Consider the following 26,635-nt stretch of genomic DNA (forward strand, 5'->3'; position numbering starts at 1 on the left):
CGTCCCCCGGGTGCGCCGGCGGTCGCCGGAGGACAGCGCCAGCCCCCCGCCGCCCGGCGCGGGCCGGTACAGCGAGGGCTGCTCGGTGAGCTGCTTGGGGCGCCGGCGCAGCGGCCGGGCACCGCGTGGGGTGCCCTCCCGGCGCCGGGTCAGCGGCGAGTCGGCCGCGACCTCTCTTCAACCGGGGCGGGCGGCCGCCGGGCGCAGCAGGAAGTGGTCCTCCCAGATCTCGCGCAGCACGGCCTCCGGAGGCGCCTCGACGGTCTCGTCGAGCTGGATGCGCCCCGACAGGGCCAGCAGCAGCGCGTCGAGCACGACGGCCGTGTAGTCCTCGGGCAGCCCGCGCGGCGGCTCGAGCGCCGGCTCGTCGGGCACCGCGACGTCGCGCATGACCGCCAGCTGGGCGGCCACCAGCGCCAGGTCGATGGCGCCGCGCACGCTGCTGCCCTGCCGGACGTCGTCGCGCTCGCGGGTGGCGCGGGTCAGCGCGACGGCGTCGGCGACCAGCCGCGGCGCGGTGACCCCGGTGCGCCGCTCGACGATGCCCCGCTCGGCGGCGGCGTCCTGGTAGCCGATGGCCAGCCGGACCAGCCGGTCGGTGACCGAGCTCGACAGCCGGGTGGTGCCGACGTTGTCGTAGGGGTTCATCGAGGCCACCACGCGGAAGGTGGGCAGCGCCTCGATCGACCCGACCCGGGGGACGGCGATCCGACGCTCGGCCATGGCGGTGAGCAGCGTGTTGAGCGTGTCCTCGGGCGCCCGGTTGAACTCCTCGACGTAGAGGAAGCCGCCGGCGCGCATCGCCTCGACCAGCGGCCCGGGCACGAAGTTCTCCGGGGTGTAGTCCTCGCGCAGCACCCGCGCCGGGTCGTGGTGGCCGACCAGGCGGGTGGGGGTGAGGTCGGCGTTGCCCTCGACGAAGACCAGCGGCACGCCCCACTCGGCGGTGATCGCCCGCAGCAGGGTGGACTTCGACGTGCCGGGCGGGCCCTCGAGCAGCACGTCGCGGCCGGCGGCCACCCCGGCGAGCAGCATGTCGAGCTCGTGGTCGCGGCCGACCAGGTGGCGGGCGACCCGGCCCCGGACCTCGCGGACGGCGGCGCCGTCCCCGGCGGTGACTCGGCTGCCGGTGACGACGGCGTCCTCGACGGGCTGCGCGGACGGCTGCTCAGGGAACGTGGTCGGCTCCTCGGTCGCTCGGTCGCTCGGTCGGGACCCGGGCCGGCCGCGTCCCGCCCGGACGCTAGTGACCCTGCGCATGGTTCTGCAACCGCACGGCCGGTCCCCGGGGTCGGTCGCCCGCCGGCCGGCCCGGCTGACAGGGTGGGGAGGTGACAGACGTCGAGCAGGCCTCCGGGCACCGGACCCCGGCCGTCAACGACTACCGGGGCCACGGCATCCACGCCGCACCGGGCGTGCACGAGTACGCGCTGGAGCTGGTGCGGACGGCGCTGCCCGACGGCGGGCGGGTGCTGGAGGTCGGCTCCGGCTGCGGCGCCCTGGCCCTGCGCCTGCGCGACGCGGGCTTCGACGTCGTCCCCACCGACCTCGACCCGCCGCACGAGTGGATCGCCCGGCTCGACCTCGACGCGCCCGAGTGGACCGACGAGACCCGCGGGCCCTTCGACCTCGTCGTCTGCGTCGAGACGCTCGAGCACGTGGAGAACCCCCGGCAGGTGCTGCGCTCGATCCGTGCGCTGCTGCGGCCCGGCGACCGGCTGCTCGTGAGCACGCCGGACGTCACCCATCCGCACTCCCGGCTGCTCACGCTGCTGCGGGGCGCGCCCTACGTCTTCGGCCCGCGGCACTACCACGCGCCGGGGCACATCACGCTGCTGCCCGACTGGATGCTCACCGAGCACGTCCGGCTGGCGGGGTTCGACGACGTCCGGCTCACCGGCGGCGGCGACGCCTTCTACCGGGGGCCGCTGCGCGTCGCCTACCGGGTGGAGATGGCGGTGCTGTGGCTGCTGGGCATCCGCGCCCGGCGTCCGCGCTCCGGCGACGGCATCTGCACCTTCCTCACCGCCACCGCCGTCTGAGCCGGCGGGCTCAGCCGGCGGGTTCGGCCACCGGCTCAGCGGCCGCCACGCCGGCGCGACCGCGGCCGCCCCGCTTGGCGGCGTAGAGCGCGGCGTCCGCGGCCGCGTAGAGGGCCCGCAGCTCCGTGGCGTGGCTCGGGGCGTGCGCGACACCGACGCTGACCGACAGGGCCAGCAGGGTGCCGTCGGCCAGCGGCAGCGGGGCGGCGCGGACGGCGTCCACCAGCTCCTGCGCCCGCTCGGCGGCCACCGCGGCGGAGCACCCCGGCAGCAGGACGGCCAGCTCGTCGCCCCCGAGGCGGCTGATGACGGCGTCGGCGGCACGGACGTGGCTCCGCAGCACCCCGGCGAGGTGGACCAGCGCGTCGTCGCCGACCGGGTGGCCGTGGGCGTCGTTGATCGACTTGAACGAGTCGACGTCGACGATGACGAGGGCCGAGCCCTCGCGGCCCGCCGCCGCCGACAGCGCGCCGACCAGCGCCTCGTCGAGGACCCGGCGGGTGACCAGCCCGGTCAGGCCGTCGACCGCGGCCAGGTGCCGCAGCTCGGCCACCAGCCGCTCGATCCGCCCCATCACCAGGACCAGCAGCACGGTGGTGAGCCCGAGGACCGCGGCCACGAACAGCGCGTCGACCAGGGCCTCCGCGGCCGGCTCGGCGGCCAGCAGGGCGGAGACGTCGAAGCCGACCGCGAGGGCGGTGACCAGCGCGGCGGCCACCGCCCGCATCTGCGAGGCGGCGAAGAGGACCGGCAGCCCGAGCAGCAGGTGGGCGACGTCGAGCTGGTCGGGGAAGACGTGCGCGAGCACCCCGATCGTGACCACGGCGGCCACCGGCAGCAGCAGCCACACCCCCGCGCGGGTCATCGTCGCGAGCGGGACCAGGGACGGCAGGGTCGAGCAGACGAGCAGCACGACGAGCCCCACCCACGACAGGGAGCGGGCGGAGTCGGGCATCGGCACCGGCTCCACCAGCAGGTAGACGGCGAGCAGGAGGGCACCGACGAGGAACAGCGCGCTCGAGGCGCGCGCGGCGAACACCTCGTCGCGGGGTTCGCACAGCCGGTGCAGGTCCATGCCCTCCCATCGGCGCACCGACCTGCGCGGACCACCCCCGCCCCACCCGGTCGGGTGAGGCGGGGGCGCCAGCCGGGAGCAGGAGTCGGCCGTGCTCGACCGCTGCATCGAGCTCATCGAGAAGCGGGCCGGACGCCGTCCCACGGGCTACGTCGCCCCCTGGTGGGAGTTCTCCCCGGTCACCAACGAACTGCTGCTCGAGCGCGGCATCAAGTACGACCACTCGCTCATGCACCGCGACTTCGAGCCGTACTACGTCCGCGTGGGTGACAGCTGGACGAAGATCGACTACTCCCGGCCGGCCGACACCTGGATGAAGCCCCTGGTCCGCGGCGAGGAGACCGACCTCATCGAGATCCCGGCGAGCTGGTACCTCGACGACCTGCCGCCGATGATGTTCATCAAGGCCGGCCCGAACAGCCACGGCTTCGTCAGCCCCCGCCATCTCGGGGAGATGTGGCAGGACCAGTTCGACTGGGTCTACCGGGAGATGGACTACGCGGTGGTCACCTTCACGGTGCACCCCGACGTCTCCGGCCGGCCGCAGGTGCTGCTGATGCTCGAGCGGCTCATCGCCCACGTCAACGCCCACGCCGGCGTCCGCTGGACGACGTTCGACCAGATCGCCGACGACTTCGCCGCCCGCTCACCGCGCCGGGCCTGACGCCCGGCTCCCCCGACCGTCACCGGCGGGCGCCCATCCGCGCCCGCCGGCGACCGGCGGCGGCTGCCCGGCCGTCCGCCCCGCACCGGGACGGCGCCCTCCGCGCCGCCCGTCCCCGTCCAGCCCGCACGTGGCTCGAAGGAGAGCACTGTGAGCGCCACCCTCCCTCCCCCCGACCGCCAGCTCCAGTCCGACCGGCTCGCCGCCGACGGCTGGCAGCCCAACCGCATCACCGTGAGGGACACCCGGTTCGCCACCGGGGTCGCCTTCCTGGCCTGGGTCTTCGCCGTCTACGACTTCATCCTGTTCGGGACCCTGCTGCCGGAGATCTCCGCCACCTACGGGTGGTCGGCGTCCACGGCCACCGCGGGCGCCCACGGCCACCGCGGTGGCCACCTGGGTGGCGGTCGGGACCTTCGTCGTCGCCCTGGTCCTCGGTCCGGTGGTCGACCGGATCGGGCGTCGCCGCGGGATGATGGCCACCCTGGCCGGGACCGCGATCGCCTCGGGGGCGACCGCGGCCACCATGAACCCGGCCTACCTCGTCGGCGTCCGCAGCATCGCCGGGCTCGGCTACAGCGAGCAGGCCGTCAACGCCGCCTACCTCAACGAGATCTACGACGTCACCGAGGACGAGGCCATCAAGCGGCGGCGCGGCTTCTTCTACAGCCTCGTCCAGGGCGGCTGGCCGATCGGCGTCCTGCTGTCGGCGCTGCTGACGGCGATCTTCCTGCCGCTCGTCGGGTGGCGTGGCTGCTTCCTCATCGCCGTCTTCCCGGCCGTCCTCGTCGTCATCCTCAGGCGGAAGATGAAGGAGTCCCCGCAGTGGCAGCTGCAGGACCGGGCGCGGCAGCTCCGACGCGCAGGGCGTGTCGTGGAGGCCCAGGCTCTGCTGCGGTCCCACGGCATGCCGGTCGAGGAGCCGAAGGCGCCCTTCGCCGCGATCTTCGGCCGCGGGTTCGCCCGCAACACGGTGTTCCTGTCGGTCGCCTTCTTCCTCAACTGGTTCGGCACCCAGACCTTCAGCGTCCTGGGCACGACAGTGCTCACCGAGGGCACGGGCGTGTCCTTCAGCAACGCGCTGGTGATCCTCATCCTGAGCAACGCGGTCGCCTTCGCCGGCTACGTCTTCCACGGCTGGCTCGGCGACCGGGTCGGCCGGCGGAACACCATCGCCGTCGGCTGGGTGCTGGGCGGGATCGCCTTCGCGCTCATGTGCACGGTGGCCGAGGGCGCGGTCGCGGTCGTGACCCTGTTCAGCCTGGGGCTGTTCTTCCAGATCGGCCCCTACAGCGCGCTGCTGTTCTTCATGGCCGACTGCTTCAGCACGGCCAGCCGCGCCACCGGGACGACGTTCGTGAACAGCCTGGGCCAGATCGGCGCGATCGTGGCGGGTGTCGTCATCACCTCGATGCTCACCGCCGGTGCGCAGCTCACGACCGCCGCCCTGGTGGTGGGGGCACTGGGGACGGTCGCCTCCGGCCTGGTGACGTTCGGCTGCACCAAGGAGGGCGCCGGGGTGTCGGAGGCTCCCCTCCCGGCGCGCTGACACCTGATCCCACCGGCGCGGACGCTGCGGCTCCGCGCCGGTGGGGATCGTCTCCCCGATCCACCGGAGGTCCGGCGTGTGTGGTGCGTGCGGCACGTCCTCGGCCGCGGACTGGGCCTCGCCCGTCCTCGGCCTGCGCACCGCCCGGGCGGCCGCCGCGGCGGTGATCGCTGCGGCGGCCGCCCGGGGGAGGGCGATCCGCGCCGTGCCCGGCGGGTGGACGGTGCGCCGCCCGACCGGCGCCGGCGCCGTGGTCGGCACCCTGACCGACCTGGTCGCCGCCACCGTCCCGGATCCCGGCGCCTCCCCACTCCTGCCGACGGTGTCGGGCGCCCACCTGCCCCCACCGGACCGCCGCCGCCCGGTGACGCTCGTACACGGGGAGGTCGCCGACGCGCTGGTCGCCGGCGGCGACGCCTGGCCCGACCTGGTCGCGGAGGCCGGGCCGCCGCTCGTGCTGGCCGTGGCGGACGCGCCGGGCAGCGTGCTCGACCGGCTGCTCGCCGACCCCCTGCGCCGCGCGGTCCGGGTCACGGACCTCGTCGGCTGCACGCTGCCGGGCTGGGGCGACGTGCCGGTGAGGCTGCCCGACGTCCCGGGCGCCGTCGCCCCGGACCGGGTGCCCGCGCTCGCCGCCCTGCTCGCCATCCGGCTGTCCGGCCGACCGTCGTCGGAACGGACGCGGACGCTCGTGGACGTCGCCGGGACGACGCTGCGCCTGGAGGCCCTGGGCGGGCGGGTGCTCGCCTTCTGCCGGGACGGGCGCTGAGCCGTCGTCTCGACGCCGACCGGCCCCGGCACCGCCCCGGGTCGGCCCTCAGTCGGCCAGGCGCTGGGTCAGCCAGTCGTGGAAGGCGCCGATGTGGTGCTCGGAGGGGACGAGGACCCCGCCGTCGGCGTAGGCCCGCGAGGACATGGCCGGCTGGGTGCGCTCGCAGGCGGCGAAGTCCTGCTCGTTGACCCGGTGGAACAGCTCCACCGACCGCGACACGTCCCGGCCGGACTCGACCACCTCGCGGGTGTAGAGCCAGTCGCACTCGACCACGGTCCGGTCGGCCGACAGCGGGTACATGCGGTGGAAGATCACGTGGTCGGGCACCAGGTTGACGAACACCGTCGGCTTGACCGTGATGGCGTAGTAGCGCCGGTCCTGGTCCTCCTCGACGCCCGGGAGCCTGTCGAACCCCTCGCTGCCGTCGACGGTGAAGCCGCGCACGTCCTCGCCGAACTCCGCGCCGTGCCCCACGAAGTACTGCGCGGCGTAGCCGTCGGCGAACTCCGGGAGCACCTCGGTGAGCTCCGGGTGGATCGTCGCGCAGTGATAGCACTCCATGAAGTTCTCGACGATCAGCTTCCAGTTGGCCTTCACGTCGTAGGTGATCCGCCGCCCGACCGACAGCCGGTCGAGCTCGTAGCGCTCGATGGACTCCAGGTCGCCGAGCCGCTCGGCGATCGCGCCCTGCACGTCGTCCTCGAACGACGGCGGCTCGTCGGCCAGGCACACCCAGGCGTAGCCCAGCCACTCGCGCAGGTGCACCGGGACCAGGCCGTACCGGTCGCGGTCGACGTCGGGCATCTTGGTCAGGTTGGGTGCGGCGACGAGCTTGCCCGACAGGTCGTAGGTCCAGGCGTGGTACGGGCACTGCAGGGCCCGCCTGACCTGGCCGGAGTCCTCGGTGCAGATCTGCGCGCCGCGGTGCCGGCAGATGTTGAGGAACGCCCGCAGCTGCCCGTCGCGGCCGCGGACGACCAGGACGCTCTCCCGGCCGACCTGGACCTTGCGGAACGCACCGGGCGCCGGGAGGTCGGCCGAGCGCACGGCGCAGGTCCACGTGGTCTCGAAGACCCGCGTCTGCTCGAGGGAGAAGACGGCCGGATCGGTGTAGTACTGCCCGGGCAGCGTGCGGATGAGGCTGGCGGGCAGGTCGGTCGCGGTCATGCGGCACCTCGGGCGTGGCATCGGGCGCCCCTGCGGCAGGACGCCGGCGGTCGGACAGTGCGGTGCGGTGCGGTGCGGTGCGGTGCGGTGCGGTGGCGTGCGGTGCGGTGGCGTGCGGTGCGAGCGGAGTGGACCTCACCGGTCCCGGCGGGCGGTCCGGCGACCACGTGTGTTGCAGATTACGACGAGCGTTGCGCTCTGCACAACGGCCTCCCGGGCGTGTCCGCCGTCAGCCGAAGAACCCCAGCCGCCGGCTCAACTCGTCGGCCGCCGCGACGACCCGCGGCCCCAGCTCCTCGAGGTGCTCCGGGGAGAGCCGGAAGGAGGGGCCCGACACGCTGACCGCCGCGATGACCTGGCCGTCGGGGTCGCGCACCGGGGCGGCGACCGCGTTGAGGCCGATCTCCAGCTCCTCCACGCTGACGGCCCACCCGCGGAGCTCGATCTCCGACAGCTCCCGCTCGAGGACGTCGGGGTCGGTGACCGTTCCCTCCGTGTAGCGCTCCAGCGGACCGGCCAGCACCTCCTTGCGCACCGGCACGGACGCGTACGCGAGGAGCACCTTGCCGCTGGAGGTGGCGTGCAGCGGTGTCCCGCGCCCCACCCAGTTGTGCGTGCTGATCGTCGCCCCGCCGCGCACCTGGGTGACGTCGACCGCCCGGCCGCCGTCGAGGATGGCCACGTTGACCGTCTCACCGGCGTCGGCGGCCAGCTCCTCGCAGGCCCGGCGCCCCTCCTGGGCGAGGTCGAGCTGGGCGACGGTGGCACCGGCGAGCCGGACGATGCCGAAGCCCAGGCGGTACTTGCCGCGGTCGGCCAGCTGCTCCACGAGGCCCCGACCCTCCAGGACGGCGACCAGCCGGGACGCGGTGGACTTGTGCACACCGAGCTCGGCGGCGATCTCGGTGACCCCTGCCTCGCCGCGCCGGGCGAGGATCTCCAGGACCTCGAGCGCCCGGTCGACGGACTGGACCAGGGCCGCCGGCCCGCGCTCCCCGCTGGGGATCTGCTCGACACTCACTCCCCCAGCGTAGAGACAGCGGTCACAACGAATCCGTTTCTTGACGTCGCCCTGCTTCCTTGTCACGCTGTTCCGTCAGAAGAGCGACGTTGCGCCTTCCGCAACCACGGAGGTCCGATGATCCCGGTCTGCCCCACGAGCGCCCTCCCCCCGGGAGAGGCCCTCCGCGTGAGCGCCGACGTGACGGCCGACGTGGCGATCGCCGTCTTCAACGCCGACGGCGAGTTCTTCGCGATCGACGACACCTGCACGCACCAGGACGCCTCCCTCGCCGACGGCTGGCTGGAGGGCTGCACCGTCGAGTGCCCGCTGCACGCCTCGTGCTTCGACCTGCGGACCGGGCAGCCGTCGGGCCCCCCGGCCAAGACCCCCGTGCGCACGCACGCGGTGTCGGTCGTCGACGGCGTGGTGCACGTGTCCCTCAGCCCCGCCGAGGAGGGCGCGGCGTGACCGCGACGATCGCCGTCGTCGGGGCGTCGCTGGCGGGCCTGTCGGCCGCCCGCGCGCTGCGCGCCCGGTCCTTCGACGGGCGCCTGGTCGTGATCGGCGACGAGCCGCACGCCCCCTACGACCGCCCGCCGCTGTCCAAGGACCTGCTGGCGGGCACCAGCACGCTCGAGGACGTCGCGCTGGGCACCGCCGCCGACGAGGCGCTCGACCTCGAGTGGCGGCTGGGCACCGCCGCGGTCGGCCTCGACCCCGCGACCCGCTCCGTCCGGCTGTCCGACGGCAGCGAGGTCCGGGCCGACGGCGTCGTCCTGGCCACCGGCGCCCGCGCCCGTCGGCTGCCCGGCACGGAGGGGCTGGCCGGTGTGCACGTGCTGCGCACCCTGGACGACGCGCTGGCGCTGCGCGCGGACCTGCTCGCCGCCCGCTCCCTGGTCGTGATCGGCGCCGGCTTCATCGGCGCCGAGGTGGCCTCCACCGCCCGGGGCCTGGGCCTGGACGTCACCGTCGTCGAGGCGCTGCCGGTCCCGCTCGCCGGGCCGCTGGGCGCCGAGATGGGCACGGTGTGCGCGGGGCTGCACGCCGACCACGGCACCCACCTGCTGACCGGCACCGGTGTGGCCCGCCTCGTCGGCGCGCCGCGGGTCGAGGCCGTCGAGCTCGCCGACGGGCGCCGGCTGCCCGCCGACGTCGTCGTCGTCGGCATCGGGGCCGTCCCGAACGTCGAGTGGCTGGCCGGCTCCGGCGTCCCCCTGGCCGACGGCGTGGTCACCGACGCCCGCGGCGGGACCGGGCTCCCGGGGGTCGTCGCCGTCGGCGACTGCGCGGCGACCTGGTCGGCCGAGGCCGGCCGCGCGGTGCGCAGCGAGCACTGGACGCACGCCCTCGAGCAGCCGGCGACCGCCGTGGCCGCCCTGCTGGGCGACGAGCCGTCGGGGCCGGCACCGGTGCCGTACTTCTGGTCGGAGCAGTACGGCTCGCGGATCCAGTTCGCCGGCAGCCGCCGCGACGGCGACGCCGTCCGCGTGCTCGAGGGGGACCTCGCCGAGCGCAGCTTCCTGGCCGTCTACGAGCGCGAGGGCCGCCCGGTCGCCGTCCTCGGGGTGGACCAGCCGCGGCTGTTCACCCGGTGGCGGCGGCAGCTGCGCGCCGCCGAGCCCGCCGTCCCCTGACCCGCCGGGGACGCCGTCCGCCGGACCGCTCCCCAGCCAGGCCACCCGACCGATCGACCGCGACCGCGCCGAGGAGCAGTCCATGTCCGAGCAGCACTACGACTTCGTCATCGTAGGGGGCGGGTCCGCGGGCAGCGCGCTCGGCAACCGGCTCAGCGCCGATCCGGGCAATCGGGTGCTGCTCCTCGAGGCCGGGCGCAAGGACTCCCGGTGGGACGTCTTCGTGCACATGCCCGCGGCACTGACCTACCCGATCGGCAGCCGGTTCTACGACTGGAAGTACGAGACCGAGCCCGAGCCGTGGATGGGCGGCCGGAAGGTCTACCACGCCCGCGGGAAGATCCTCGGCGGCTCCAGCAGCATCAACGGGATGATCTGGCAGCGGGGCAACCCCATGGACTACGAGCGCTGGGCCGCCGATGAGGGCATGGGCAGCTGGGACTTCGCCCACTGCCTGCCCTACTTCAAGCGCCTGGAGAACTGTCTGGCCGCCGCTCCCGACGACCCGTTCCACGGGCACGACGGCCCGCTGGTGCTCGAGCGCGGCCCCGCCACCAACCCGCTGTTCGGCGCCTTCCTCGCCGCCGCGCAGGAGGCCGGGTACGCGCTCACCGACGACCTGAACGGCTACCGGCAGGAGGGCTTCGGCCCCTTCGACCGCAACGTGCACCGCGGCCGCCGGCTCAGCGCCGCCCGCGCCTACCTGCACCCGGTGATGGACCGGCCCAACCTCACGGTCGAGACCCGCGCCTTCGTCACGAAGATCCTGTTCGAGGGCGAGCGCGCCGTCGGCGTCCAGTACCGGCACGGCCGCGGCCCGCTGAAGACGGTGCACGCCGGTGAGGTCGTGCTCTCCGGCGGGGCGATCAACACCCCGCAGCTGCTGCAGCTCTCCGGCGTGGGCAGCGGCTCGGAGCTGCGTGCCCTCGGCATCGACGTCGTGGCCGACCTGCCGGGTGTGGGCGAGAACCTGCAGGACCACCTCGAGGTCTACATCCAGCACGCAGCCAAGCAGCCGGTGTCCATCGCGCCGGGGATGAAGTGGTGGCGCAAGCCGGGCATCGGCGCCCAGTGGCTGTTCCTGCGCAGGGGCCTGGGGGCGACCAACCACTTCGAGGCCGGTGGCTTCGCGCGCAGCAACGACGACGTCGCCTACCCGAACCTGATGTTCCACTTCCTGCCGATCGCGGTGCGCTACGACGGGTCGATGCCGGCCGGCGAGCACGGCTACCAGGTGCACATCGGGCCGATGTACTCCGACGCCCGCGGCACCCTGAAGATCAGGAGCACCGACCCGCGGGTGCACCCGGCCATGCGGTTCAACTACCTGTCCACCGAGCAGGACCGGCGCGAGTGGGTCGAGGCCGTGCAGGTGGCCCGGAAGATCTTCGCCCAGCCCGCGTTCGCGCCCTACAGCGCCGGGGAGATCTCCCCCGGGCCGGAGATCGAGACCCCCGAGCAGATCCTCAGCTGGGTGGCCAAGGACGCCGAGACCGCACTGCACCCGTCGTGCACGGCGAAGATGGGCACCGACCCGCTGTCGGTGGTGGACCCGACCACCATGGGGGTGCACGGGCTGGAGGGGCTGCGGGTGGCCGACGCCTCGGCGATGCCCTACGTCACCAACGGCAACATCTACGCCCCGGTGATGATGCTGGCCGAGAAGGCCGCCGACCTGATCCTGGGCAACACCCCGCTGGCCCCCGAGCACGTCGAGTTCTACCGGCACCAGCCGGCCGCGGCCCCGCAGGCCGCCGGCCAGGCCTGAAGGAGGAGCTGTGCCCTACGAGGTGAGGGGCGTCGTCGCCCGCGGCAAGGGAGCACCGGTCAGCGTCGAGACGATCGTCGTGCCCGACCCCGGTCCGGGTGAGGCGGTCGTCGACGTCGCCGCGTGCGGGGTCTGCCACACCGACCTGCACTACCGCGAGGGCGGGATCAACGACGAGTTCCCCTTCCTGCTCGGCCACGAGGCCGCCGGCACCGTCGCCGCCGTCGGCGAGGGCGTCACCAACGTCGCCGTCGGCGACTTCGTCGTGCTCAACTGGCGGGCCGTCTGCGGCCAGTGCCGCGCCTGCCTCAAGGGGCAGCTGCAGTACTGCTTCAACACCCACAACGCCGCCCAGCAGATGACCCTGGCCGACGGCACCGCGCTGAGCCCCGCGCTGGGCATCGGCGCGTTCGCCGACAAGACGCTGGTGCACTCCGGGCAGTGCACGAAGGTCGACCCGGCCACCCCCGCGACCGCCGCCGGCCTGCTCGGCTGCGGGGTGATGGCCGGCGTGGGAGCGGCGATCCACACCGGCGGCGTGCAGCGCGGGGAGAGCGTGGCGGTGTTCGGCTGCGGCGGGGTGGGCGACGCCGCGATCGCCGGGGCGGCGCTGGCCGGGGCGACGACGATCGTGGCCGTCGACGTCGATGACCGCAAGCTGGCGTGGGCGCAGCAGTTCGGCGCCACGCACACCGTCAACTCCCGCGACACCGACGCGGTGGCGGCGATCCGCGGTGTCACCAACGGCTTCGGGGTGGACGTGGCGATCGACGCGGTGGGCCGTCCGGAGGTGTTCACCCAGGCCTTCTACGCCCGTGACCTGGCCGGGCGGGTGGTGCTGGTCGGGGTGCCCACCCCGGACATGCAGCTGACCCTGCCGATGATCGAGCTGTTCGGCCGGGGTGGGGCGATCAAGTCCTCCTGGTACGGCGACTGCCTGCCCTCCCGGGACTTCCCGCTGCTGGCCGACCTGTCCCGGCAGGGCCGCTTCCCGCTGGCCGACTTCGTCTCCGAGACCATCGGGCTGGACGACGTGGAGAAGGCCTTCGAGAAGATGCACGCCGGCGAGGTCCTACGCTCCGTCGTCGTCCTCTGACGCGGCGCCGTGCCGGGATGGTCCTGGAGCACGCCCTGCTGTCGGTCCGGCCCGGCCGGGAGGCCGCCTTCGAGGCGGCCTTCGCCGAGGCCGAGCCGATCATCGCGAGCACGCCCGGCTTCGGCGGGCTGACGCTGTCCCGGTGCCTGGAGCGCCCCGGCACCTACCTGCTGCTGGTCACCTGGGCGACGCTGGAGGACCACACCGTCGGCTTCCGCGGCTCGGCCGGCTACCGCGAGTGGAGCCGGCTGCTGCACCCCTTCTACGACCCGTTCCCGACGGTCGAGCACTTCGCGCCCCTGCGCGGCACGCCGTCCCCGGCCACCGACGGGTGACCGGGGACGGCGCACCGGCTCACTCGTCGAAGACCAGCGAGGGCGTGTCGACCCGCAGGGTCTGGCCGCGGAAGAACTCCGGGTGCCGCGCCCGCCAGGCCAGCATGAGCACCGCGCCGAGCACCAGCAGCCCGATCCCGATGACGAAGACGCTGCCGATCCCGAACACCGACGAGCCGCTGCCGTAGGCGGGATCGAGGGTGTCGACCGCCGTCTGGACGAACACCGCGGTGAGCATGAGCGCCCCCACCAGCGGGAACAGGCCCTTGAACACCAGGTCCCGCGCGCTGCGGAAGAGCTCGTGCCGGAAGTACCAGACGCAGGCGTAGGCGGTCAGCCCGTAGTAGAAGCAGATCATCAGGCCGAGCGCGTAGATCGTGTCGATGAGGACGTTCTCGCTGATCAGCGTCATGCCGACGTAGAACACCGCGGTGCCGACCCCGGCCACCAGCGTGGCGGTCGACGGGGTGAGGAACCGCGGGTGCACCTCGGCCAGGCGGCGGGGCATCGCGCCGTAGGTGCCCATCGCCAGCAGCGTGCGGGTGGGCGGCAGGAACGTCGTCTGCAGGGACGACGCCGAGCTCGCGACGACGGCGAGGAACAGCAGGAACGCCAGGCCCGGGCCCATGACGGGGCCGGCCAGCGCGGCGAACACGTTGTCCTCGGTCTCGGGGTTGCCGAGGCCGGTGCCCTTGGTGCCGACGCCGGCGTACATCTGCACGGCGACCGCGGTGACGAGGTAGGTGACGATGATGACGACCATGGTGAGCAGCGCCGCCCGGCCCGGCGTGCGGGCGCTGCCGGCGGTCTCCTCGTTGACCGTCAGGCAGGTGTCCCAGCCCCAGTAGATGAAGATCGACAGTGACAGACCGGCGGTGAAGGCGCTGAACGAGGTGATCGCCGTCGGGTCCAGCCACGACAGCTCGAAGGGGATGCTGCCGGGTGCGGACCCGGCCTTGACGAACGCCAGGACGGCGAAGAGCGCCAGCACGACCATCTGGAAGCCGACGAGGACGTACTGCAGCCGCTTGGTGACCTCGACGCCGCGGTAGGTGATCCACGTGGCGAGCGCGACGAAGGCGACGCAGGTCGCGACGTTGACCAGCTTGTCGTCGCCCAGCGTGGCCACCGACTCCGAGCCGGTGATCTCACCGAGCAGCAGGTAGAAGAAGGACACGGCGACGCCGGCGAGGTTGGACAGCACGATGATCGTCGCGAGCAGCGCACCCCAGCCGCACAGCCAGCCGACGTAGGGGTTGAACGCCTTGGTCGTCCAGGTGAACGACGTCCCGCAGTCCGGCGCCACCCGGTTGAGCTCCCGGTAGGCGTAGGCCACCAGCAGCATCGGCAGGAACCCGGCGAGGAAGACCGCCGGCATCTGCAGGCCGACCTCGGTCACCGTCGGGCCCAGCGTGGCCGTCAGCGCGTACACCGGCGCGATGCTCGAGACCCCGAGCACCACGCTGGCCAGCAGGCCCACGGAGTTGCCCGCCAGCCCCTTGGTCCGCAGATCGGTCTGCTGCCCGGTCCCCCGGTCCTGTCCCACCGCCATGCGGCCCTCCTCTCGTCGCACCGCCGTCAGCGGCCCGTCGTCGGCCGGGCAGGTGTGCCGGGCCTCACAGGGGAACAGCAGGCCACTCCACCGTCCCGCGGGGAAGTCGCCGACCTGTACACCCGGCACCGGACCCGTCGACAGTCCGGCATGGCCGTCGTGCACGGATCCGAGCGCAGGCAGCGTGCCCCACGACTGTTTCGTGCGCGTTTCCTGCACCGGATCGGGCTTTTCCGTCGGTGGTCCCGAGGTCGGGAGACCCTGCGGGCTCAGCCGCCGGACACCGGGAGCCGGGCGTGCATCCCGGCCAGCAGGGCGTCCAGCCCCAGGTCGAAGGCGGCGTCGGCGCGCGCCCGCCCCTGCGGAGCCGCGCGCAGGGCGGCGTCCAGGGCGGGGGTGTCGCCGCCCCCGACGCGCCAGACCTCGTCGGGCGCCGCGAGGTCCAGAGCCGAACCGAGCGCGTAGCTGTCCAGCACGCCGACCCACAGCACGACCTGGTCCTCGGGGAAGCCTGCCTTCCCGAGGAGAGCGGCCACCCGGTCGTAGCCCAGCAGCACGGACCCGGCGGTCATGGTCTGCTCGCTCAGCAGCGGGATGAGGCTGGGGTGCTCGGCGAGCGCCCGCCGGTAGGAGCGCATCCAGGCCGCCACCTGCGCGCCCCACCCCGACCGGTCCAGCCGGGGCAGCTCGAGGCGGACGACCAGCCGCTCGCGCAGCAGTTCCACGATCTCCTGCCGCCCGCTGACGTGGTGGTAGATCGACGCCGCGCTCACGCCGAGCCGGGCGGCCAGACCGGCTGACGGCCGGGGCGCACCGCATCGAGCACATCGAGACGCTGCCGAGCGCGCTCATCGGGGCCTTCGTGCGCCAGGGCGTCGTGGCCAGCATGCAGCCGACCCACTGCACCCACTTCACCCGCGCCGACCAGACCGACAACTCGTCCACCCGGCTCGGCCCGGAGCGGGGCGGCCGCGCCTGGCGCTGCCGGGACCTGCGCGACGCCGGCGTGCCGCTGGTGCTGGGCTCGGACCGGCCGGTGGCGCCCTTCGACCCCCGGCGGGTTCTCGCCGACGCGCAGCTGCGCCGTCCCGCGGGCGAGCCCGACGTCGCCCCCGTGCAGCCGCACCAGGGACTGACGCCGCTGATGGCCCTCGAGGGGTACACCACGCAGTCCGCGTGGGCGGCCGGCGAGGCAGCGTGCTCGGGGCGCATCGCCCCGGGGATGCGGGCGGACCTCACGGCCTTCGCCGTCGACCCTCTGCAGGCGCCGCCCGACGAGCTGGCCGACGCCCCGTCGTGCTCACCACGGTGAGTGGCAGTGCCGTCCACCGGGCCGCGACGGTCGACGGCTGACCCCGCGCTCCACCGCTGGGAGGCTTGGCGGCACGGTAATCGTCGTATAGCTTGTCTCCAACCACGGATTCCGTCGTCTTCAGGGCCCACCGCCCCGACCCGCTCCGATCGGACCCCGCCATGACCCGCTACGGCGCCCAGTTCGGGCCCGACATCACCTTCCTCGGTGTCGACCGCTGCGACCTCGACGACCCGGCCTCCTTCGCCGGCGCCGACGTCGTCGTGCTCGGCGCGCCCTTCGACGGCGGCACCTCGCACCGCCCCGGCACCCGCTTCGGCCCGCAGGCCATCCGGATGACCGACTACCTGCCGCACGACGGGTCGCGGCCGAGCCTGGCGCTGCGCACCGATGGGCTGCGCGACCTGCGCGTGCTCGACGCCGGCGACGTCGAGATGTACTCCGGCGACATCGAGACGGCGCTGCCCGCGCTGGAGGCCGCCGTCGAGACCGTCACCCGGTCCGGCGCGATCCCGGTCGTGCTCGGCGGGGACCACTCGATCGCCTTCGCCGACGCCAAGGGCGTGGCCAACGTGCTCGGCCACGGCCGGGTGTCGATGATCCACTTCGACGCGCACGCCGACACCGGCGACATCGAGTTCGGCTCGCTGTGGGGCCACGGCCAGCCCATGCGCCGGCTCATCGAGTCCGGCGCGCTGCGCGGCGACCGGTTCCTGCAGGTGGGCCTGCGCGGCTACTGGCCGCCGCCGGAGACGCTGGACTGGATGGCCGCGCAGCGGATGCGGTCCTACGAGATGACCGAGATCGGGCACCGGGGGCTGGACGCCTGCCTCACCGAGGCCTCCGGCATCGCCACCGACGAGTGCGACGGCGTCTTCCTCTCCGTCGACATCGACGTCTGCGACCCCGGACACGCGCCGGGCACCGGGACGCCGGAGCCGGGCGGGCTGACCGCCCGCCAGCTGCTCGACGCCGTCCGCCGGCTGTGCCTCGAGCTGCCGGTCGTCGGCATCGACGTCGTCGAGGTCAGCCCGCCCTACGACCACGCCGACATCACCGCGGCGCTGGCCAACCGCGTCGTCCTCGAGGCGCTCTCGGCGCTGGCCCGCCGCCGGCGCGACGCCCGCGACGGCACCCGCTGGGACCCCGCCCTGCCCCTGCTCGCCAACCGCCCCGACACCCAGGAGGACCCGTCATGACCGAGCTCGCGACGTCCTGCTCCGCCGCCGGTTCGGCCGGCACGCGCGCGGCCGCCGGCACCCCACACCCGCTCGACCCGTTGGCACCCGAGGAGTTCCGCGCCGCCGCGGCGGTCCTGCGGCGGGACAAGGGGGTCGACGAGCGCTGGCGGTTCGCCTCCATCGAGCTCCGCGAGCCGGCCAAGGACGTCGTCCGCGCCTTCACCCCCGGCGACCCGATCCGCCGCGAGGCCCGGGTGACCGTGTGGAGCCGCGACGAGGGCACGCCGTACAAGGCGGTCGTCTCGCTCACCGACGACGCCGTCATCTCGTGGGAGGCGGTGCCCGGCCAGCAGGCGAACATGACCCTCGACGAGTGGCACGAGGCGCACGAGGTGCTCATCCGGCACCCCGACGTCGTCGCGGCGCTGGCCGAGCGGGGCATCACGGACCTCGACCTGGTGCTCATCGACACCTGGGCCTACGGCCACTCGCTCATCCCGCAGGGCCTGCAGGACCGCCGCGTCGGCTGGACCGACGTGTGGCGCCGCTCGACCCCGAACGGCAACCCCTACGCCAACCCGGTGATGGGCCTGCACTTCGTCGTCGACCTCAACACGATGGAGCTGCTGCAGGTCGAGGACACCGCGCCGCCGGCGCAGCCCGACGGCATGGGCGAGTACGTGCCCGCCCTCGTGCCGGGGCTGCAGCAGCGCACCGACGTCCGCCCGCTGGAGATCACCCAGCCCGAGGGCGTCTCCTTCGAGCTCGACGGGCACGAGCTGCGCTGGCAGAAGTGGTCGATGCGGCTGGGCTTCAACCACCGCGAGGGCCTGGTGATCCACCGGGTGTCCTACGACGGACGGCCGGTGGCGCACCGGATGTCGTTCGCCGAGATGGTCGTGCCCTACCGCGACCCGAGTCCCGACCACCACCGGCGCACCGCGTTCGACATCGGCGAGTGGGGCCTGGGCTTCATGACGACGTCGCTGAAGCTGGGCTGCGACTGCCTCGGCGACATCACCTACGTCGACGCCGTCCTGCACGACACCCGCGGCGAGCCCTATCCCATCGAGAACGCCATCTGCCTGCACGAGGAGGACGACGGCGTGCTGTGGAAGCACGTCGACGAGCAGGCCGGCGCGGAGGTGCGGCGGTCGCGGCGGATGGTCGTCTCGTTCCACGCCACGGTGGCCAACTACGAGTACCTGACCTACTGGCGCTTCTACCAGGACGGCACGATCCAGTGCGAGGTCCGCGCCACCGGGATCATGGTGACCAGCGCCTACGAGGACAGCCCGCCGGCCTACGGCACCGTCGTCGACGAGCGCACCTACGCGCCGATCCACCAGCACTTCGTCGTCGCGCGGCTGGACATGGAGGTCGACGGCCCGGACAACACCGTCGTCGTCACCGAGAGCGAGGCGCTGCCGGTGTCGGAGGACAACCCGTACGGCCTCGCCGTCGTCACCCGGAGCCGGCCGGTGGAGCGCGAGTCGCAGGCGCGGCTGGACGTCGACTTCGCGACCCAGCGGTCGTTCAAGGTGGTCAACCGGACCAGGCCCAACCGGCTGGGGACGGCGCCGGGCTACAAGCTGTACCCGAACTCGGCGATCCCGTCCCTGGCCGACCCGAGCGCGCCGTTCCGGCAGCGGGCGCAGGTCATCGACCACCCGGTGTGGGTGAGCCGGTTCGACGAGGAGGAGCGCTGGCCCTCGGGCGAGTTCTGCAACCAGAGCCGCCGCGACGAGGGGCTGCCCCAGTGGCAGCAGGCCGACCGCCCGCTGGTGGACACCGACGTGGTGCTGTGGCACGTGTTCGGCATCCACCACGTGCCGCGGCCGGAGGACTGGCCGGTCATGCCGGTCGACGTGTTCTCCTTCGAACTCAAGCCGGTCGGCTTCTTCGACCGCAACCCCGCGCTCGACGTCCCGCCGGCCCCGGGCTCGTGTCACTAGAAGGACCCCCCTGCCCCCACGGCCCCGTCCAGAGGCTCGCCCCGAGATCGCAGGGGGTGAGGGGGACGGGGTCCTCCCACCTGCAGGAGGGCCGGGAGAGATGACGCAGCCGCTCGGTGCGGCGGCCCTGCCGCGGTTCCTCGCGCACAGCGCGGCGGGGGCCGCGGCGGGCTGCGCCGCCGTGCACGGCCTGGCGCTGCTCGCCGCGCCGCACGCCGGGATGGCGCTGCTGTCGGCGGCCTGCCTGCTGTGCGCGGTGCACCTGTGGCGGCGGCCGGGCCGGGCGGCGTGGGGGGCACACGTCGTCCTGACGACGGCGATGCTGCTCGCCCACCCGCCGGTGCTCACCGCGCACGTGCACTCCACCGCGACCGACCTCGCCGCCTGGGCCGGGCCGGTCGCGGGCCTGCTCGCGGTGGTGGCGCTGCTGCTGGCCGCGGCGCGGGGAGCACGCGCGCTGTCCGTACCACGACCGCGGTGTCGGTGGAGCGAACGACCGGGCGCGTCGAGCCTGCTGCCACCGCAGGGGGCATCCCTGCCGTGACCGAGTGGGTCGAGGACCGCGGCGACCCTGGATGCGGCTCCAGGACAGGGGTGCGGCCCCCGGATCAGGCCTTGCACCGGGCAGGAGGTGCTTGCCGCCGTGACGACGAGCCAGAAGGCGATGAGCCGCTCGCGCAGGACGATCACGAGTCGACCGCAGTCGTGCTGGGCGGCGTCACGACGTGACGACGCCGTGACGACACGGTGACGCCACATCGTTTCCCATGGGTTGGACATCCCCTCGTCCGGTGGGACCACCGGGCGAGCCGCAGACGAGAGCGGAGTTCGCCATGACCCATGGGCTCGTCATGAAGGTCCCGGCCTCGACCGAGTTCTACGACGCCTTGCACACCGAGGTGGGGCGGCGCAGCACCGGCAGGGCCGACGGTCTGCTGCTGCACGTGGGCCGAGCGACGGACGATGGCTTCGAGGTGTTCGAGATCTGGGAGTCCGAGGACGAGTGCCACCGCTTCTTCGCCGAGGTGGTCTGGCCGGCGATGGACACCGTGTCGGTCGCACATGCTCGGCGGGGTGACCCGGTGCTGGTGGAGTTCGAGCCACGTGGCCTGATCATCCCCAGCGCGGCGATCGCCGTCTGAGGGACGACCTCGCTCTCGCTCCGCGTCGGACGACACCTGTTCGAACCACCCCGGCGAGTCCGCAGACCCGGGGTGTCGACCGTCAGGAGGCTCGTACTCGACCGGGGGTCAGGTCGTGGCAGGTGCGGTGTGCAGCCGGCGGTCGTCGTGCTCCTCGACCCACTCCGAGGTGGCCAGTTCGACGTCGTCGAGCCCCTTCACGGCCCGCGGCGCCGGATGAGCTCGTCCTCCGCCGCGACGTCACGGTGCGCGCGCACGGCACGACGACGGCGGCCGCTCCCGGGTCCGGATCCGCCGTCGTCGACGTCTCCACCGCCCGGGAGCCTCAGCTCCACCCCCCGGGAGCCTCGGCGGCGGGTGGGTCCGGTCGGCTCTCGGCGAGGCGCTGGAGCTCCTCGACCAGCCCGGATGCACGCGCTCGGCGGACGCCGTGCTTCGCCATCAGTCCGTTGCTGACGAGGAGGAGGGTCTTGGCCGGAGGAGCGAAGAACCCCTTGGCGGTGTGCGGGGCGTAGACGGCCCGCCCGTCGCCTCCGGGGTGGAGCCAACCGGTGCCCGTTCGGGTGCTCAGACCGATGAGTCCGGATCGGTAGGAGTGGGCCAGCAGGCCGGCCCGTCGATCACCTGGGGGCAGCAGTCCGGGAGTCGCAGCCAGGTGCAGCCCGGCCGGGCTGTGGCCGGTGACCCGGACGGGCACCACGACGGGGAGACCGTCGGCGCCCCGATAGGCCAGGAGCTGGTGCGCCAGCCGGCTGACCCGTCGGGTCAGCCGGGCCACGTCGACGCGGGGGGCGACGCCGAGCTCCGGCGGCGCCTGAGGAGGCGGTGCCGGCGGCGGAGGCGCGCCGTACACCTCCGGCTCGCTGGTGGCTGACGTGTCCGGCCACGCCATGATGCGCGACACCGAGATGTCGATGAACACCCGCTCCCAGTAGTACTCGTGCAACAGTCGGTCCCACAGTGGGCCCCGCTGCACCTGTCCCGTGAAGCGTTCGGCCTGGGGCATGAAGGACTCCAGACGGGTCCTCGACGGCGTGAGGTCGACCGTCGCGAGCCCTTGGACGAGAACGAACCGAGGCGAGTCGGCGAACCCGTGCTCCCGGGCGTGGAAGGCCAGGGACACGTGCGGGTCGCGGACGATCCGCCGCAGTTTCTGCGGGAACCCCAGGGACGTGGTGAAGCCGACGACACCCCGGGATCGATCGGCCGACCCGCACGGCGCGACACCGGTCACCACGGCGCCGCCGGCGGCGGTCACGTAGGCAGCAGCGGCCGTCAGATCTCCTCCGATGACGGCATCGACCTCCTCGGGCCAGCGGACGGGTACGACATCCGTCGATGAGGCTCCGGTCTCGACCATCGGGAGCTCCTCCACCAGTCGCCACCTCGCCGGCACGACGGTCGCGGGAACGACCGCGCCGGACCCTCCAGGGCCATCCGTCCCCAGGCTCCGGTCGAGCACCACCCGCCGGAAGGGACGAAGGTCTCGGGGCACGAGGTCCGCGGCCGGCTCAGCGGAGCGGTCGCCCAGGGACAGGGAGCGCCCATCCGGCAGTGCACGCAGTGCACCGGCCTGCTCGGCGTGCATCCCTCCGGCCGTAGCGCCTTGCCGGTTGGTTCCGCGCTCCACCGGGTCGATCGCACCGGCAGGGTGCGGAACGAGCCGGCAGAGCGCGGAGGAGTGGCGAGGTCTCAGTCCTCGGGCAGCCGCACCGGGGCGAGCTCGTCGAACAGGTCACCCGGGCCGGGGTTGTCCGGGTGGCTGCGCCCGCCGAGGTGGTGGACGACGCCCCACACCGCGTTGAGCGCCGTCTGCACGGCGCCCTCGGCCCAGCCGGCGGTCCAGGAGATGTCGTCGCCGGCGAGGAACAGCCCGCGGTACCGCTCCGGCAGCTCGTCCTGCTTGAAGTGGGTGAACAGCCGCCGCTGGTAACGGTAGTGGCCGGGCAGGTTGGCCTTGAACGCGCCCATGAAGTCGCGCTCGGACTCCCACGACACCGTCACCGGCGAGGCGATGACGTGCCGCCGCAGGTCGACGTCGGGGTAGATCTCGCGCAGCGAGGCGAGCATGACCTCCATCCGCTCGGTCGCCGACAGCGGCAGCCACTTCAGCGAGTCGTCGGCCCAGGTGTAGCTCAGGCAGATCAGCCCGGGTTCCCCCTCGCCCTGGTCGAGCAGGTACGTGCCGCGGGTCATCCGGTCCGACAGCGTCATGCTCATCCGGTGCCGGCCGGTCTGCGGGTCGACGTCCTGCCAGAACGGCCGGTCGACCAGGCAGAACAGCTTCGTCGAGCCCATGTAGTGGGTGCGCTCGATCGCCGTCCAGTGGTCGATCGGGAACAGCGCCTCGTCGCAGACGATCCGCGAGAGCAGGTTCCAGCTCTGCGCGGTGAACACCGCCGCCTTGTAGGTGCGGATGCCGCCGGCCTCGTCGGTGACGGTCAGGCAGTCGGGCGCGGTCCGGTGCAGCCGGGTCACCCCGGGCAGCGGCCGCCCGCCCGGGTGCAGCGCGGCCAGGCTGGTGCCGGCCGGCCAGTGCACCGGTGCCTCGACCTGGCGGCGCCACAGCCCCACCGGGAGCTGCTGGGAGCCGCCCACGATGGACAGGTGGTCGTCGTCGGCGGCGGTGTAGACCACCCGCAGGATCTCCAGCATCGAGTTCGGGTAGTCGGTGTCCCACCCGCCGGTGCCGAAGCCGACCTGGCCGAACACCTCCCGGTGCCGGAAGGAGCGGAACGCCGGCGACGCGGCGAGGAACCCGTAGAAGGTGGTGTCGTCGAGCCGCTCGACCAGCTCGTCCCAGATCGCCTTGATCGCCTTGACGTCGCGGTCGCGGATCGCCGCCTGCATGTCCTCGAGCTGCACCCGGTCGACCAGCGTCTCGTGCCAGGCGTCGGCGACCTCGCGGTAGAGCGGCGGCAGGTCGTCGAGGGTGCGCGCGTAGTGGGTCTCGCCCTTGAGGTCGACCACGGTGCTGGGCGTGGCGACGTCGAGCGGGTTGGGGAAGCGCGTCGTCCGCAGGCCGAGGTCGCGCACGTAGGAGAACAGCGCGGTCGACGACGGCGGGAAGCGCATCGCGCCCATCTCGGCCACCACGCCGGGGTGGCCCTCGAAGCCGACCGAGCGCAGCCGGCCGCCGATCTCGTGGGCCTCGTAGACGACCGGCTTGAGGCCGAGCCGCATCAGCTCGTAGGCGGTGACGACGCCCGACAGGCCGCCGCCGATGACGGCGACCTCGGTGCCGTGCTCGACCTCGGGCACCTCACCCAGGCCGGCGGGGTGCGCCAGCCAGTCGTCGTAGGCGAAGGGGAAGTCCGGGCCGAACATGGTCAGCGGCCGGACCGGGCGCTCCTCGCCCGGCTCGTGGGCGGCGACGGGGATGGCGGAGGTCATGCGCGGTTCTCCGGGGGGTAGAGCTCGGGGCGGCGGTCGGCCAGGTGGGTGTTCACCCGGCGGGAGGCGGTGAGGACGGCGGGGTCGACGTCGGCGAGCAGCAGCTCCTCGCCGCGGCCGGCGCGGGCGAGCTCGGTGCCCTCGGGCGAGATCACGCAGCTCGCGCCGCAGTAGACGAACTCGCCCTCGGTGCCGGTGCGGTTGGTGTAGGCGACGAAGACCTGGCTCTCGTAGGCGCGGGCCGGCACCAGCACGGTGCCGACGTGGCCGTAGGGGTCCATCAGCCCGGTGGGGACGACGAGCAGCTCAGTGCCGGCCAGCGCGTGCGCGCGCACCGCCTCGGGGAACTCGACGTCGTAGCAGACCAGCAGGCCGACGGTGAGGCCGTCGAGGCGGAACTGCACGACGCCGACGTCGCCGGGCACGAAGGCGTCGCGGTCGACGTCGCCGTAGAGGTGGGTCTTGGCGTAGGTGGCCAGCAGGCTGCCGTCGCGGTCGAGGACGGCGACGGTGTTGGCGACGCCGGCGGGGGTGCGCGCCGGCAGCCCGACCGCGATCGCCAGGCCGTGCTCGGCGGCGAGCGCGGCCACCCGGTCGGTCAGCGGGCCGGGTACCGGCTCGGCCAGCTCGGCGACCCGGTCGGCGCCGATGGCGTAGCCGGTCAGCGACATCTCCGGGGTCACCAGCAGCCGGGCCCCGGCCGCGGCGGCCCGGCGGGCGGCGTCGGCGACCGCGGCCAGGCCGGCCTCGGGGTCGGGGGTGCGGGCCGGGCCCTGCAGCAGCGCGATCCGCACGGTCAGACGCCCGCGCGCAGGGCCGAGCGGCGGTACCCGTAGCCGGCGTAGACGGCCAGGCCCAGCAGCATCCAGCCGAGGAACACCACCCAGGTCGAGGTGCCCAGGCCGAACATGAGCAGCACGCAGAACAGCACGCCCAGCACCGGGGTGAGCGGGTAGAGCGGGGTGCGGAAGGTGCGCGGCAGGTCCGGCCGGGTGCGCCGGAGGATCACGACGCCCACGTTGACCAGGGCGAAGGCGAACAGCGTGCCGATGCTCGTGGCGTTGGCCAGCTCACCGAGCGGGACCAGGCCGGCGAGCAGCGCGATGAGGACGCCCACGATGACGGTGTTGGCCACCGGGATGCGCCGGCGGGCGCTGACCTTCGAGAACACCGGGGGCACCAGCCCGTCGCGGGACATCGCGTACAGGATGCGCGTCTGCCCGTAGAGGACGGTGAGCACCACGCTGGCGATGGCGATGACGGCCCCGATGGAGAGCAGCACCGCCGTCCAGGTCTGCCCGGTGGCCAGGTTCAGGACGTCGGCGAGCGCGGCCTCCGAGCCGCTGATCTGCGGCCACGGCACCGCACCGACCGCGGCCAGCGCGACCAGGACGTAGACGACGGTGACCACGGCCAGCGACAGCACGATGGCGCGCGGGAGGTCGCGGCGGGCGTCGCGGGCCTCGTCGCCGGCGGTCGAGGCGGCGTCGAAGCCGATGTAGGAGAAGAAGGCCTGCGAGGCGGCGGCGGTCACCCCGGCGGCGCCCATGGGCAGGAACGGCGCCAGGTTGCCGGCGCGGAAGGCGGTGAAGGCGACCGCGCAGAAGAACAGCAGGACGCCGACCTTGAGCACGACCATCGCGGTGTTGACCTTCGCGCTCTCGCTGGTGCCGCGCAGCAGCAGCGCCATGGCGAGCAGGACGACGACCACCGCGGGCACGTTGACGATCCCGCCGTCGCCGGGCGGCGCGGACAGCGCCTCGGGCAGCACCGCGCCGACCGTGCCGGAGGCGAGGTCGTCGATGTAGGCGCCCCACCCGACCGCGACGGCGGCCACCGAGACGCCGTACTCGAGCATCAGGCACCAGCCGCAGACCCAGGCGACCAGCTCGCCCATCGTGGCGTAGGTGTAGGAGTACGAGGAGCCCGACACCGGGATGCTGCCGGCGAGCTCGGCGTAGGACAGCGCGGAGAACAGCGCGGTGACGGCGGCGAGCACGAAGCCCAGGACGACGGCCGGCCCGGCCAGGGGCACCGCCTCGCCGAGGATGACGAAGATGCCCGTGCCCAGGGTCGCGCCGATGCTCAGCGCGGTGAGCTGCAGCAGCCCCATCGACCGGCGCAGGCCCGAGCCGCCCTGCTCCTCGTGCTGGGCGACGATGACGTCGACCGGCTTGAGCCGGAAGAGCCGGCTGCGGCGGGCCGGGGCGCCCTGGGTCACCGGGCCGCCCGGTCCGGCGCTGACTGTGCTCACGGGGGCTCCTCTGCGGCCGTCCTGTGGTCTGGGTCGCAGTGAGCATCACCACCTGTTGCCCGATTGTCAACCACTGTTTCCTAGCGGGGCGGCCGCCCCGCAGAGAGGGCCGGCGCGAAGACCCACAGCACACGGGTCACGCCGTCGGTGCGCAGGGAGCGGAAGCCGTGCTCGGCGCCGGGTGAGAAGGTGAACGCGTCACCGGGACCGAGCGTGGTCACCTCGCCGGCCACGGTGACCTCGAGGTCGCCCTCGAGGACGAAGACGAACTCCACCTCGGCCGGCAGCGCGTAGGCCTCCTCGCCACTGCCGCCGCCAGGGGCGATCTCGGACAGGATCGCCTGCACCCGCCGCTCCCCCTCGGGCGTGAGCAGGTACTCGGTCAGCCCGCGACCGCCGAAGGCGATCGGTGGGTAGCTGCCGGCGCGGACGGCCTCCCCGCCCGGCGCGGCCTCGAACAGGCTGCCCGGGGAGATGTCGAGGGCGGCGCACACCCGCACGAGCGCGGCCACCGAGGCGCTGGCCTGGTCGCGCTCGAGCTTGCTGAGGAAGCCCTTGGTCAGCCCGCTGGCCTCGGCCACGTCGGTCAGCGTGAGCCGGCGCGCGTGCCGGACCGCCTTGAGCCGGTCGCCGATGCGCGGCACACCTGCCTCGGACACTGCCTCCACCGCACCTCCCGGATCTCGCACCGACCCTAGTTCGCGCGAGGGAGTTGACAAGCGGGAAACACGAGTTGAC

General features: G+C 73.7%; 25 protein-coding genes. 14 read left to right on the forward strand and 11 right to left on the reverse strand.

Annotated elements, in window-relative coordinates:
- Window positions 1-177: 177 nt before the first annotated feature.
- The gene (locus ACWIZO_RS25460) at window positions 178-1,260 is read right to left on the reverse strand and encodes an AAA family ATPase (protein ID WP_448640361.1); all 1,083 of its coding nucleotides are present in this window, start codon (window positions 1,258-1,260) and stop codon (window positions 178-180) included.
- Between the two features lie 71 nt (window positions 1,261-1,331).
- Here ACWIZO_RS25460 and ACWIZO_RS25465 point away from each other — a divergent pair, with 71 nt between their 5' ends.
- Window positions 1,332-2,042 (forward strand): class I SAM-dependent methyltransferase, encoded by a 711-nt coding sequence (locus tag ACWIZO_RS25465; protein ID WP_448640362.1) that lies wholly within the window; start codon window positions 1,332-1,334, stop codon window positions 2,040-2,042.
- A gap of 10 nt (window positions 2,043-2,052) precedes the next feature.
- Here the strand turns inward: ACWIZO_RS25465 and ACWIZO_RS25470 are convergent, their stop codons facing one another.
- Window positions 2,053-3,117, reverse strand: a complete 1,065-nt coding sequence (locus ACWIZO_RS25470) for a GGDEF domain-containing protein (RefSeq protein WP_448640363.1) — start codon at window positions 3,115-3,117, stop codon at window positions 2,053-2,055.
- A gap of 91 nt (window positions 3,118-3,208) precedes the next feature.
- On the opposite strand from ACWIZO_RS25470, the gene ACWIZO_RS25475 reads away from it, so the two are divergent.
- The 3 genes from ACWIZO_RS25475 (at window position 3,209) to ACWIZO_RS25485 (ending at window position 6,099) form a co-directional block, all read left to right on the forward strand.
- Complete coding sequence (locus tag ACWIZO_RS25475; protein ID WP_448640364.1) at window positions 3,209-3,781, forward strand: hypothetical protein; 573 nt, start codon at window positions 3,209-3,211, stop codon at window positions 3,779-3,781.
- 388 nt (window positions 3,782-4,169) lie between these two features.
- On the forward strand, window positions 4,170-5,330 hold the full coding sequence (locus ACWIZO_RS25480; protein ID WP_448640365.1) for an MFS transporter: 1,161 nt from the start codon (window positions 4,170-4,172) through the stop codon (window positions 5,328-5,330).
- Window positions 5,331-5,406: 76 nt separating this feature from the next.
- Window positions 5,407-6,099 carry a hypothetical protein gene (locus tag ACWIZO_RS25485; RefSeq protein WP_448640366.1) on the forward strand — a complete coding sequence of 231 codons (693 nt, stop codon included), beginning with the start codon at window positions 5,407-5,409 and terminating at the stop codon, window positions 6,097-6,099.
- Between the two features lie 48 nt (window positions 6,100-6,147).
- On the opposite strand, the gene ACWIZO_RS25490 is transcribed toward ACWIZO_RS25485, so the two are convergent.
- Together ACWIZO_RS25490 and ACWIZO_RS25495 are read right to left on the reverse strand one after the other, a co-directional pair.
- Window positions 6,148-7,269, reverse strand: a complete 1,122-nt coding sequence (locus ACWIZO_RS25490) for an aromatic ring-hydroxylating oxygenase subunit alpha (protein WP_448640367.1) — start codon at window positions 7,267-7,269, stop codon at window positions 6,148-6,150.
- A 229-nt stretch (window positions 7,270-7,498) separates the two neighbouring features.
- Complete coding sequence (locus ACWIZO_RS25495) at window positions 7,499-8,290, reverse strand: IclR family transcriptional regulator (protein ID WP_448640368.1); 792 nt, start codon at window positions 8,288-8,290, stop codon at window positions 7,499-7,501.
- Window positions 8,291-8,407: 117 nt separating this feature from the next.
- On the opposite strand from ACWIZO_RS25495, the gene ACWIZO_RS25500 reads away from it, so the two are divergent.
- The 5 genes from ACWIZO_RS25500 (at window position 8,408) to ACWIZO_RS25520 (ending at window position 13,108) form a co-directional block, all read left to right on the forward strand.
- Window positions 8,408-8,740 carry a bifunctional 3-phenylpropionate/cinnamic acid dioxygenase ferredoxin subunit gene (locus ACWIZO_RS25500; protein ID WP_448640369.1) on the forward strand — a complete coding sequence of 111 codons (333 nt, stop codon included), beginning with the start codon at window positions 8,408-8,410 and terminating at the stop codon, window positions 8,738-8,740.
- A complete protein-coding gene (locus ACWIZO_RS25505) occupies window positions 8,737-9,909 on the forward strand; it encodes an NAD(P)/FAD-dependent oxidoreductase (protein ID WP_448640370.1) in 1,173 nt (390 codons plus the stop codon). The genes ACWIZO_RS25500 and ACWIZO_RS25505 overlap by 4 nt, the downstream gene beginning before the upstream one ends.
- A gap of 82 nt (window positions 9,910-9,991) precedes the next feature.
- Window positions 9,992-11,677 (forward strand): choline dehydrogenase, encoded by a 1,686-nt coding sequence (betA, locus tag ACWIZO_RS25510; RefSeq protein ID WP_448640371.1) that lies wholly within the window; start codon window positions 9,992-9,994, stop codon window positions 11,675-11,677.
- Window positions 11,678-11,687: 10 nt separating this feature from the next.
- Window positions 11,688-12,773, forward strand: coding sequence for an S-(hydroxymethyl)mycothiol dehydrogenase (locus ACWIZO_RS25515; RefSeq protein ID WP_448640372.1), 1,086 nt, complete (start codon window positions 11,688-11,690; stop codon window positions 12,771-12,773).
- A 17-nt stretch (window positions 12,774-12,790) separates the two neighbouring features.
- Entirely contained in the window at window positions 12,791-13,108 is a 318-nt protein-coding gene (locus tag ACWIZO_RS25520) for an antibiotic biosynthesis monooxygenase family protein (protein ID WP_448640373.1), read from the forward strand.
- 19 nt (window positions 13,109-13,127) lie between these two features.
- Here ACWIZO_RS25520 and ACWIZO_RS25525 read toward each other — a convergent pair whose 3' ends face one another.
- Window positions 13,128-14,660, reverse strand: a complete 1,533-nt coding sequence (locus ACWIZO_RS25525) for an APC family permease (protein WP_448640374.1) — start codon at window positions 14,658-14,660, stop codon at window positions 13,128-13,130.
- Between the two features lie 269 nt (window positions 14,661-14,929).
- Complete coding sequence (locus ACWIZO_RS25530; RefSeq protein WP_448640375.1) at window positions 14,930-15,433, reverse strand: TetR/AcrR family transcriptional regulator C-terminal domain-containing protein; 504 nt, start codon at window positions 15,431-15,433, stop codon at window positions 14,930-14,932.
- A gap of 23 nt (window positions 15,434-15,456) precedes the next feature.
- On the opposite strand from ACWIZO_RS25530, the gene ACWIZO_RS25535 reads away from it, so the two are divergent.
- The 5 genes from ACWIZO_RS25535 to ACWIZO_RS25555 all read left to right on the forward strand — a co-directional run bounded on the left by ACWIZO_RS25535 (window position 15,457) and on the right by ACWIZO_RS25555 (window position 20,250).
- Window positions 15,457-15,972: an amidohydrolase family protein gene (locus ACWIZO_RS25535; RefSeq protein WP_448643008.1), complete on the forward strand. Its 516-nt coding sequence runs from the start codon at window positions 15,457-15,459 to the stop codon at window positions 15,970-15,972.
- Window positions 15,973-16,133: 161 nt separating this feature from the next.
- The gene (speB, locus tag ACWIZO_RS25540) at window positions 16,134-17,171 is read left to right on the forward strand and encodes an agmatinase (RefSeq protein WP_448640376.1); all 1,038 of its coding nucleotides are present in this window, start codon (window positions 16,134-16,136) and stop codon (window positions 17,169-17,171) included.
- Entirely contained in the window at window positions 17,168-19,108 is a 1,941-nt protein-coding gene (locus tag ACWIZO_RS25545; protein WP_448640377.1) for a primary-amine oxidase, read from the forward strand. The genes speB and ACWIZO_RS25545 overlap by 4 nt, the downstream gene beginning before the upstream one ends.
- Window positions 19,109-19,208: 100 nt before the next feature.
- Window positions 19,209-19,652 (forward strand): hypothetical protein, encoded by a 444-nt coding sequence (locus ACWIZO_RS25550; protein WP_448640378.1) that lies wholly within the window; start codon window positions 19,209-19,211, stop codon window positions 19,650-19,652.
- A gap of 289 nt (window positions 19,653-19,941) precedes the next feature.
- Window positions 19,942-20,250, forward strand: a complete 309-nt coding sequence (locus tag ACWIZO_RS25555; protein WP_448640379.1) for a hypothetical protein — start codon at window positions 19,942-19,944, stop codon at window positions 20,248-20,250.
- 325 nt (window positions 20,251-20,575) lie between these two features.
- On the opposite strand, the gene ACWIZO_RS25560 is transcribed toward ACWIZO_RS25555, so the two are convergent.
- From ACWIZO_RS25560 to ACWIZO_RS25580, 5 genes are all read right to left on the reverse strand, one after another.
- Window positions 20,576-21,610 (reverse strand): hypothetical protein, encoded by a 1,035-nt coding sequence (locus tag ACWIZO_RS25560; RefSeq protein ID WP_448640380.1) that lies wholly within the window; start codon window positions 21,608-21,610, stop codon window positions 20,576-20,578.
- Window positions 21,611-21,942: 332 nt separating this feature from the next.
- Window positions 21,943-23,643 carry a flavin monoamine oxidase family protein gene (locus tag ACWIZO_RS25565; RefSeq protein WP_448640381.1) on the reverse strand — a complete coding sequence of 567 codons (1,701 nt, stop codon included), beginning with the start codon at window positions 23,641-23,643 and terminating at the stop codon, window positions 21,943-21,945.
- Window positions 23,640-24,437, reverse strand: coding sequence for a carbon-nitrogen hydrolase family protein (locus ACWIZO_RS25570; RefSeq protein ID WP_448640382.1), 798 nt, complete (start codon window positions 24,435-24,437; stop codon window positions 23,640-23,642). The genes ACWIZO_RS25565 and ACWIZO_RS25570 overlap by 4 nt, the downstream gene beginning before the upstream one ends.
- Window positions 24,438-24,439: 2 nt before the next feature.
- Complete coding sequence (locus tag ACWIZO_RS25575) at window positions 24,440-25,897, reverse strand: amino acid permease (protein WP_448640383.1); 1,458 nt, start codon at window positions 25,895-25,897, stop codon at window positions 24,440-24,442.
- A gap of 80 nt (window positions 25,898-25,977) precedes the next feature.
- Entirely contained in the window at window positions 25,978-26,556 is a 579-nt protein-coding gene (locus ACWIZO_RS25580) for a helix-turn-helix domain-containing protein (protein WP_448640384.1), read from the reverse strand.
- Window positions 26,557-26,635 lie beyond the last annotated feature (79 nt).

The organism is Geodermatophilus sp. URMC 63, assembly GCF_053502565.1.

Bases quoted from the DNA above. Each gene is read 5' to 3' on its own strand.
- ACWIZO_RS25460 (WP_448640361.1), bottom strand. From the start codon at position 1,260: ATGCGCAGGGTCACTAGCGTCCGGGCGGGACGCGGCCGGCCCGGGTCC.
- ACWIZO_RS25470 (WP_448640363.1), bottom strand. From the start codon at position 3,117: ATGGACCTGCACCGGCTGTGCGAACCCCGCGACGAGGTGTTCGCCGCG.
- ACWIZO_RS25490 (WP_448640367.1), bottom strand. From the start codon at position 7,269: ATGACCGCGACCGACCTGCCCGCCAGCCTCATCCGCACGCTGCCCGGG.
- ACWIZO_RS25500 (WP_448640369.1), top strand. From the start codon at position 8,408: ATGATCCCGGTCTGCCCCACGAGCGCCCTCCCCCCGGGAGAGGCCCTC.
- betA (WP_448640371.1), top strand. From the start codon at position 9,992: ATGTCCGAGCAGCACTACGACTTCGTCATCGTAGGGGGCGGGTCCGCG.
- ACWIZO_RS25520 (WP_448640373.1), top strand. From the start codon at position 12,791: ATGGTCCTGGAGCACGCCCTGCTGTCGGTCCGGCCCGGCCGGGAGGCC.
- ACWIZO_RS25525 (WP_448640374.1), bottom strand. From the start codon at position 14,660: ATGGCGGTGGGACAGGACCGGGGGACCGGGCAGCAGACCGATCTGCGG.
- speB (WP_448640376.1), top strand. From the start codon at position 16,134: ATGACCCGCTACGGCGCCCAGTTCGGGCCCGACATCACCTTCCTCGGT.
- ACWIZO_RS25545 (WP_448640377.1), top strand. From the start codon at position 17,168: ATGACCGAGCTCGCGACGTCCTGCTCCGCCGCCGGTTCGGCCGGCACG.
- ACWIZO_RS25550 (WP_448640378.1), top strand. From the start codon at position 19,209: ATGACGCAGCCGCTCGGTGCGGCGGCCCTGCCGCGGTTCCTCGCGCAC.
- ACWIZO_RS25555 (WP_448640379.1), top strand. From the start codon at position 19,942: ATGACCCATGGGCTCGTCATGAAGGTCCCGGCCTCGACCGAGTTCTAC.
- ACWIZO_RS25560 (WP_448640380.1), bottom strand. From the start codon at position 21,610: ATGGTCGAGACCGGAGCCTCATCGACGGATGTCGTACCCGTCCGCTGG.
- ACWIZO_RS25565 (WP_448640381.1), bottom strand. From the start codon at position 23,643: ATGACCTCCGCCATCCCCGTCGCCGCCCACGAGCCGGGCGAGGAGCGC.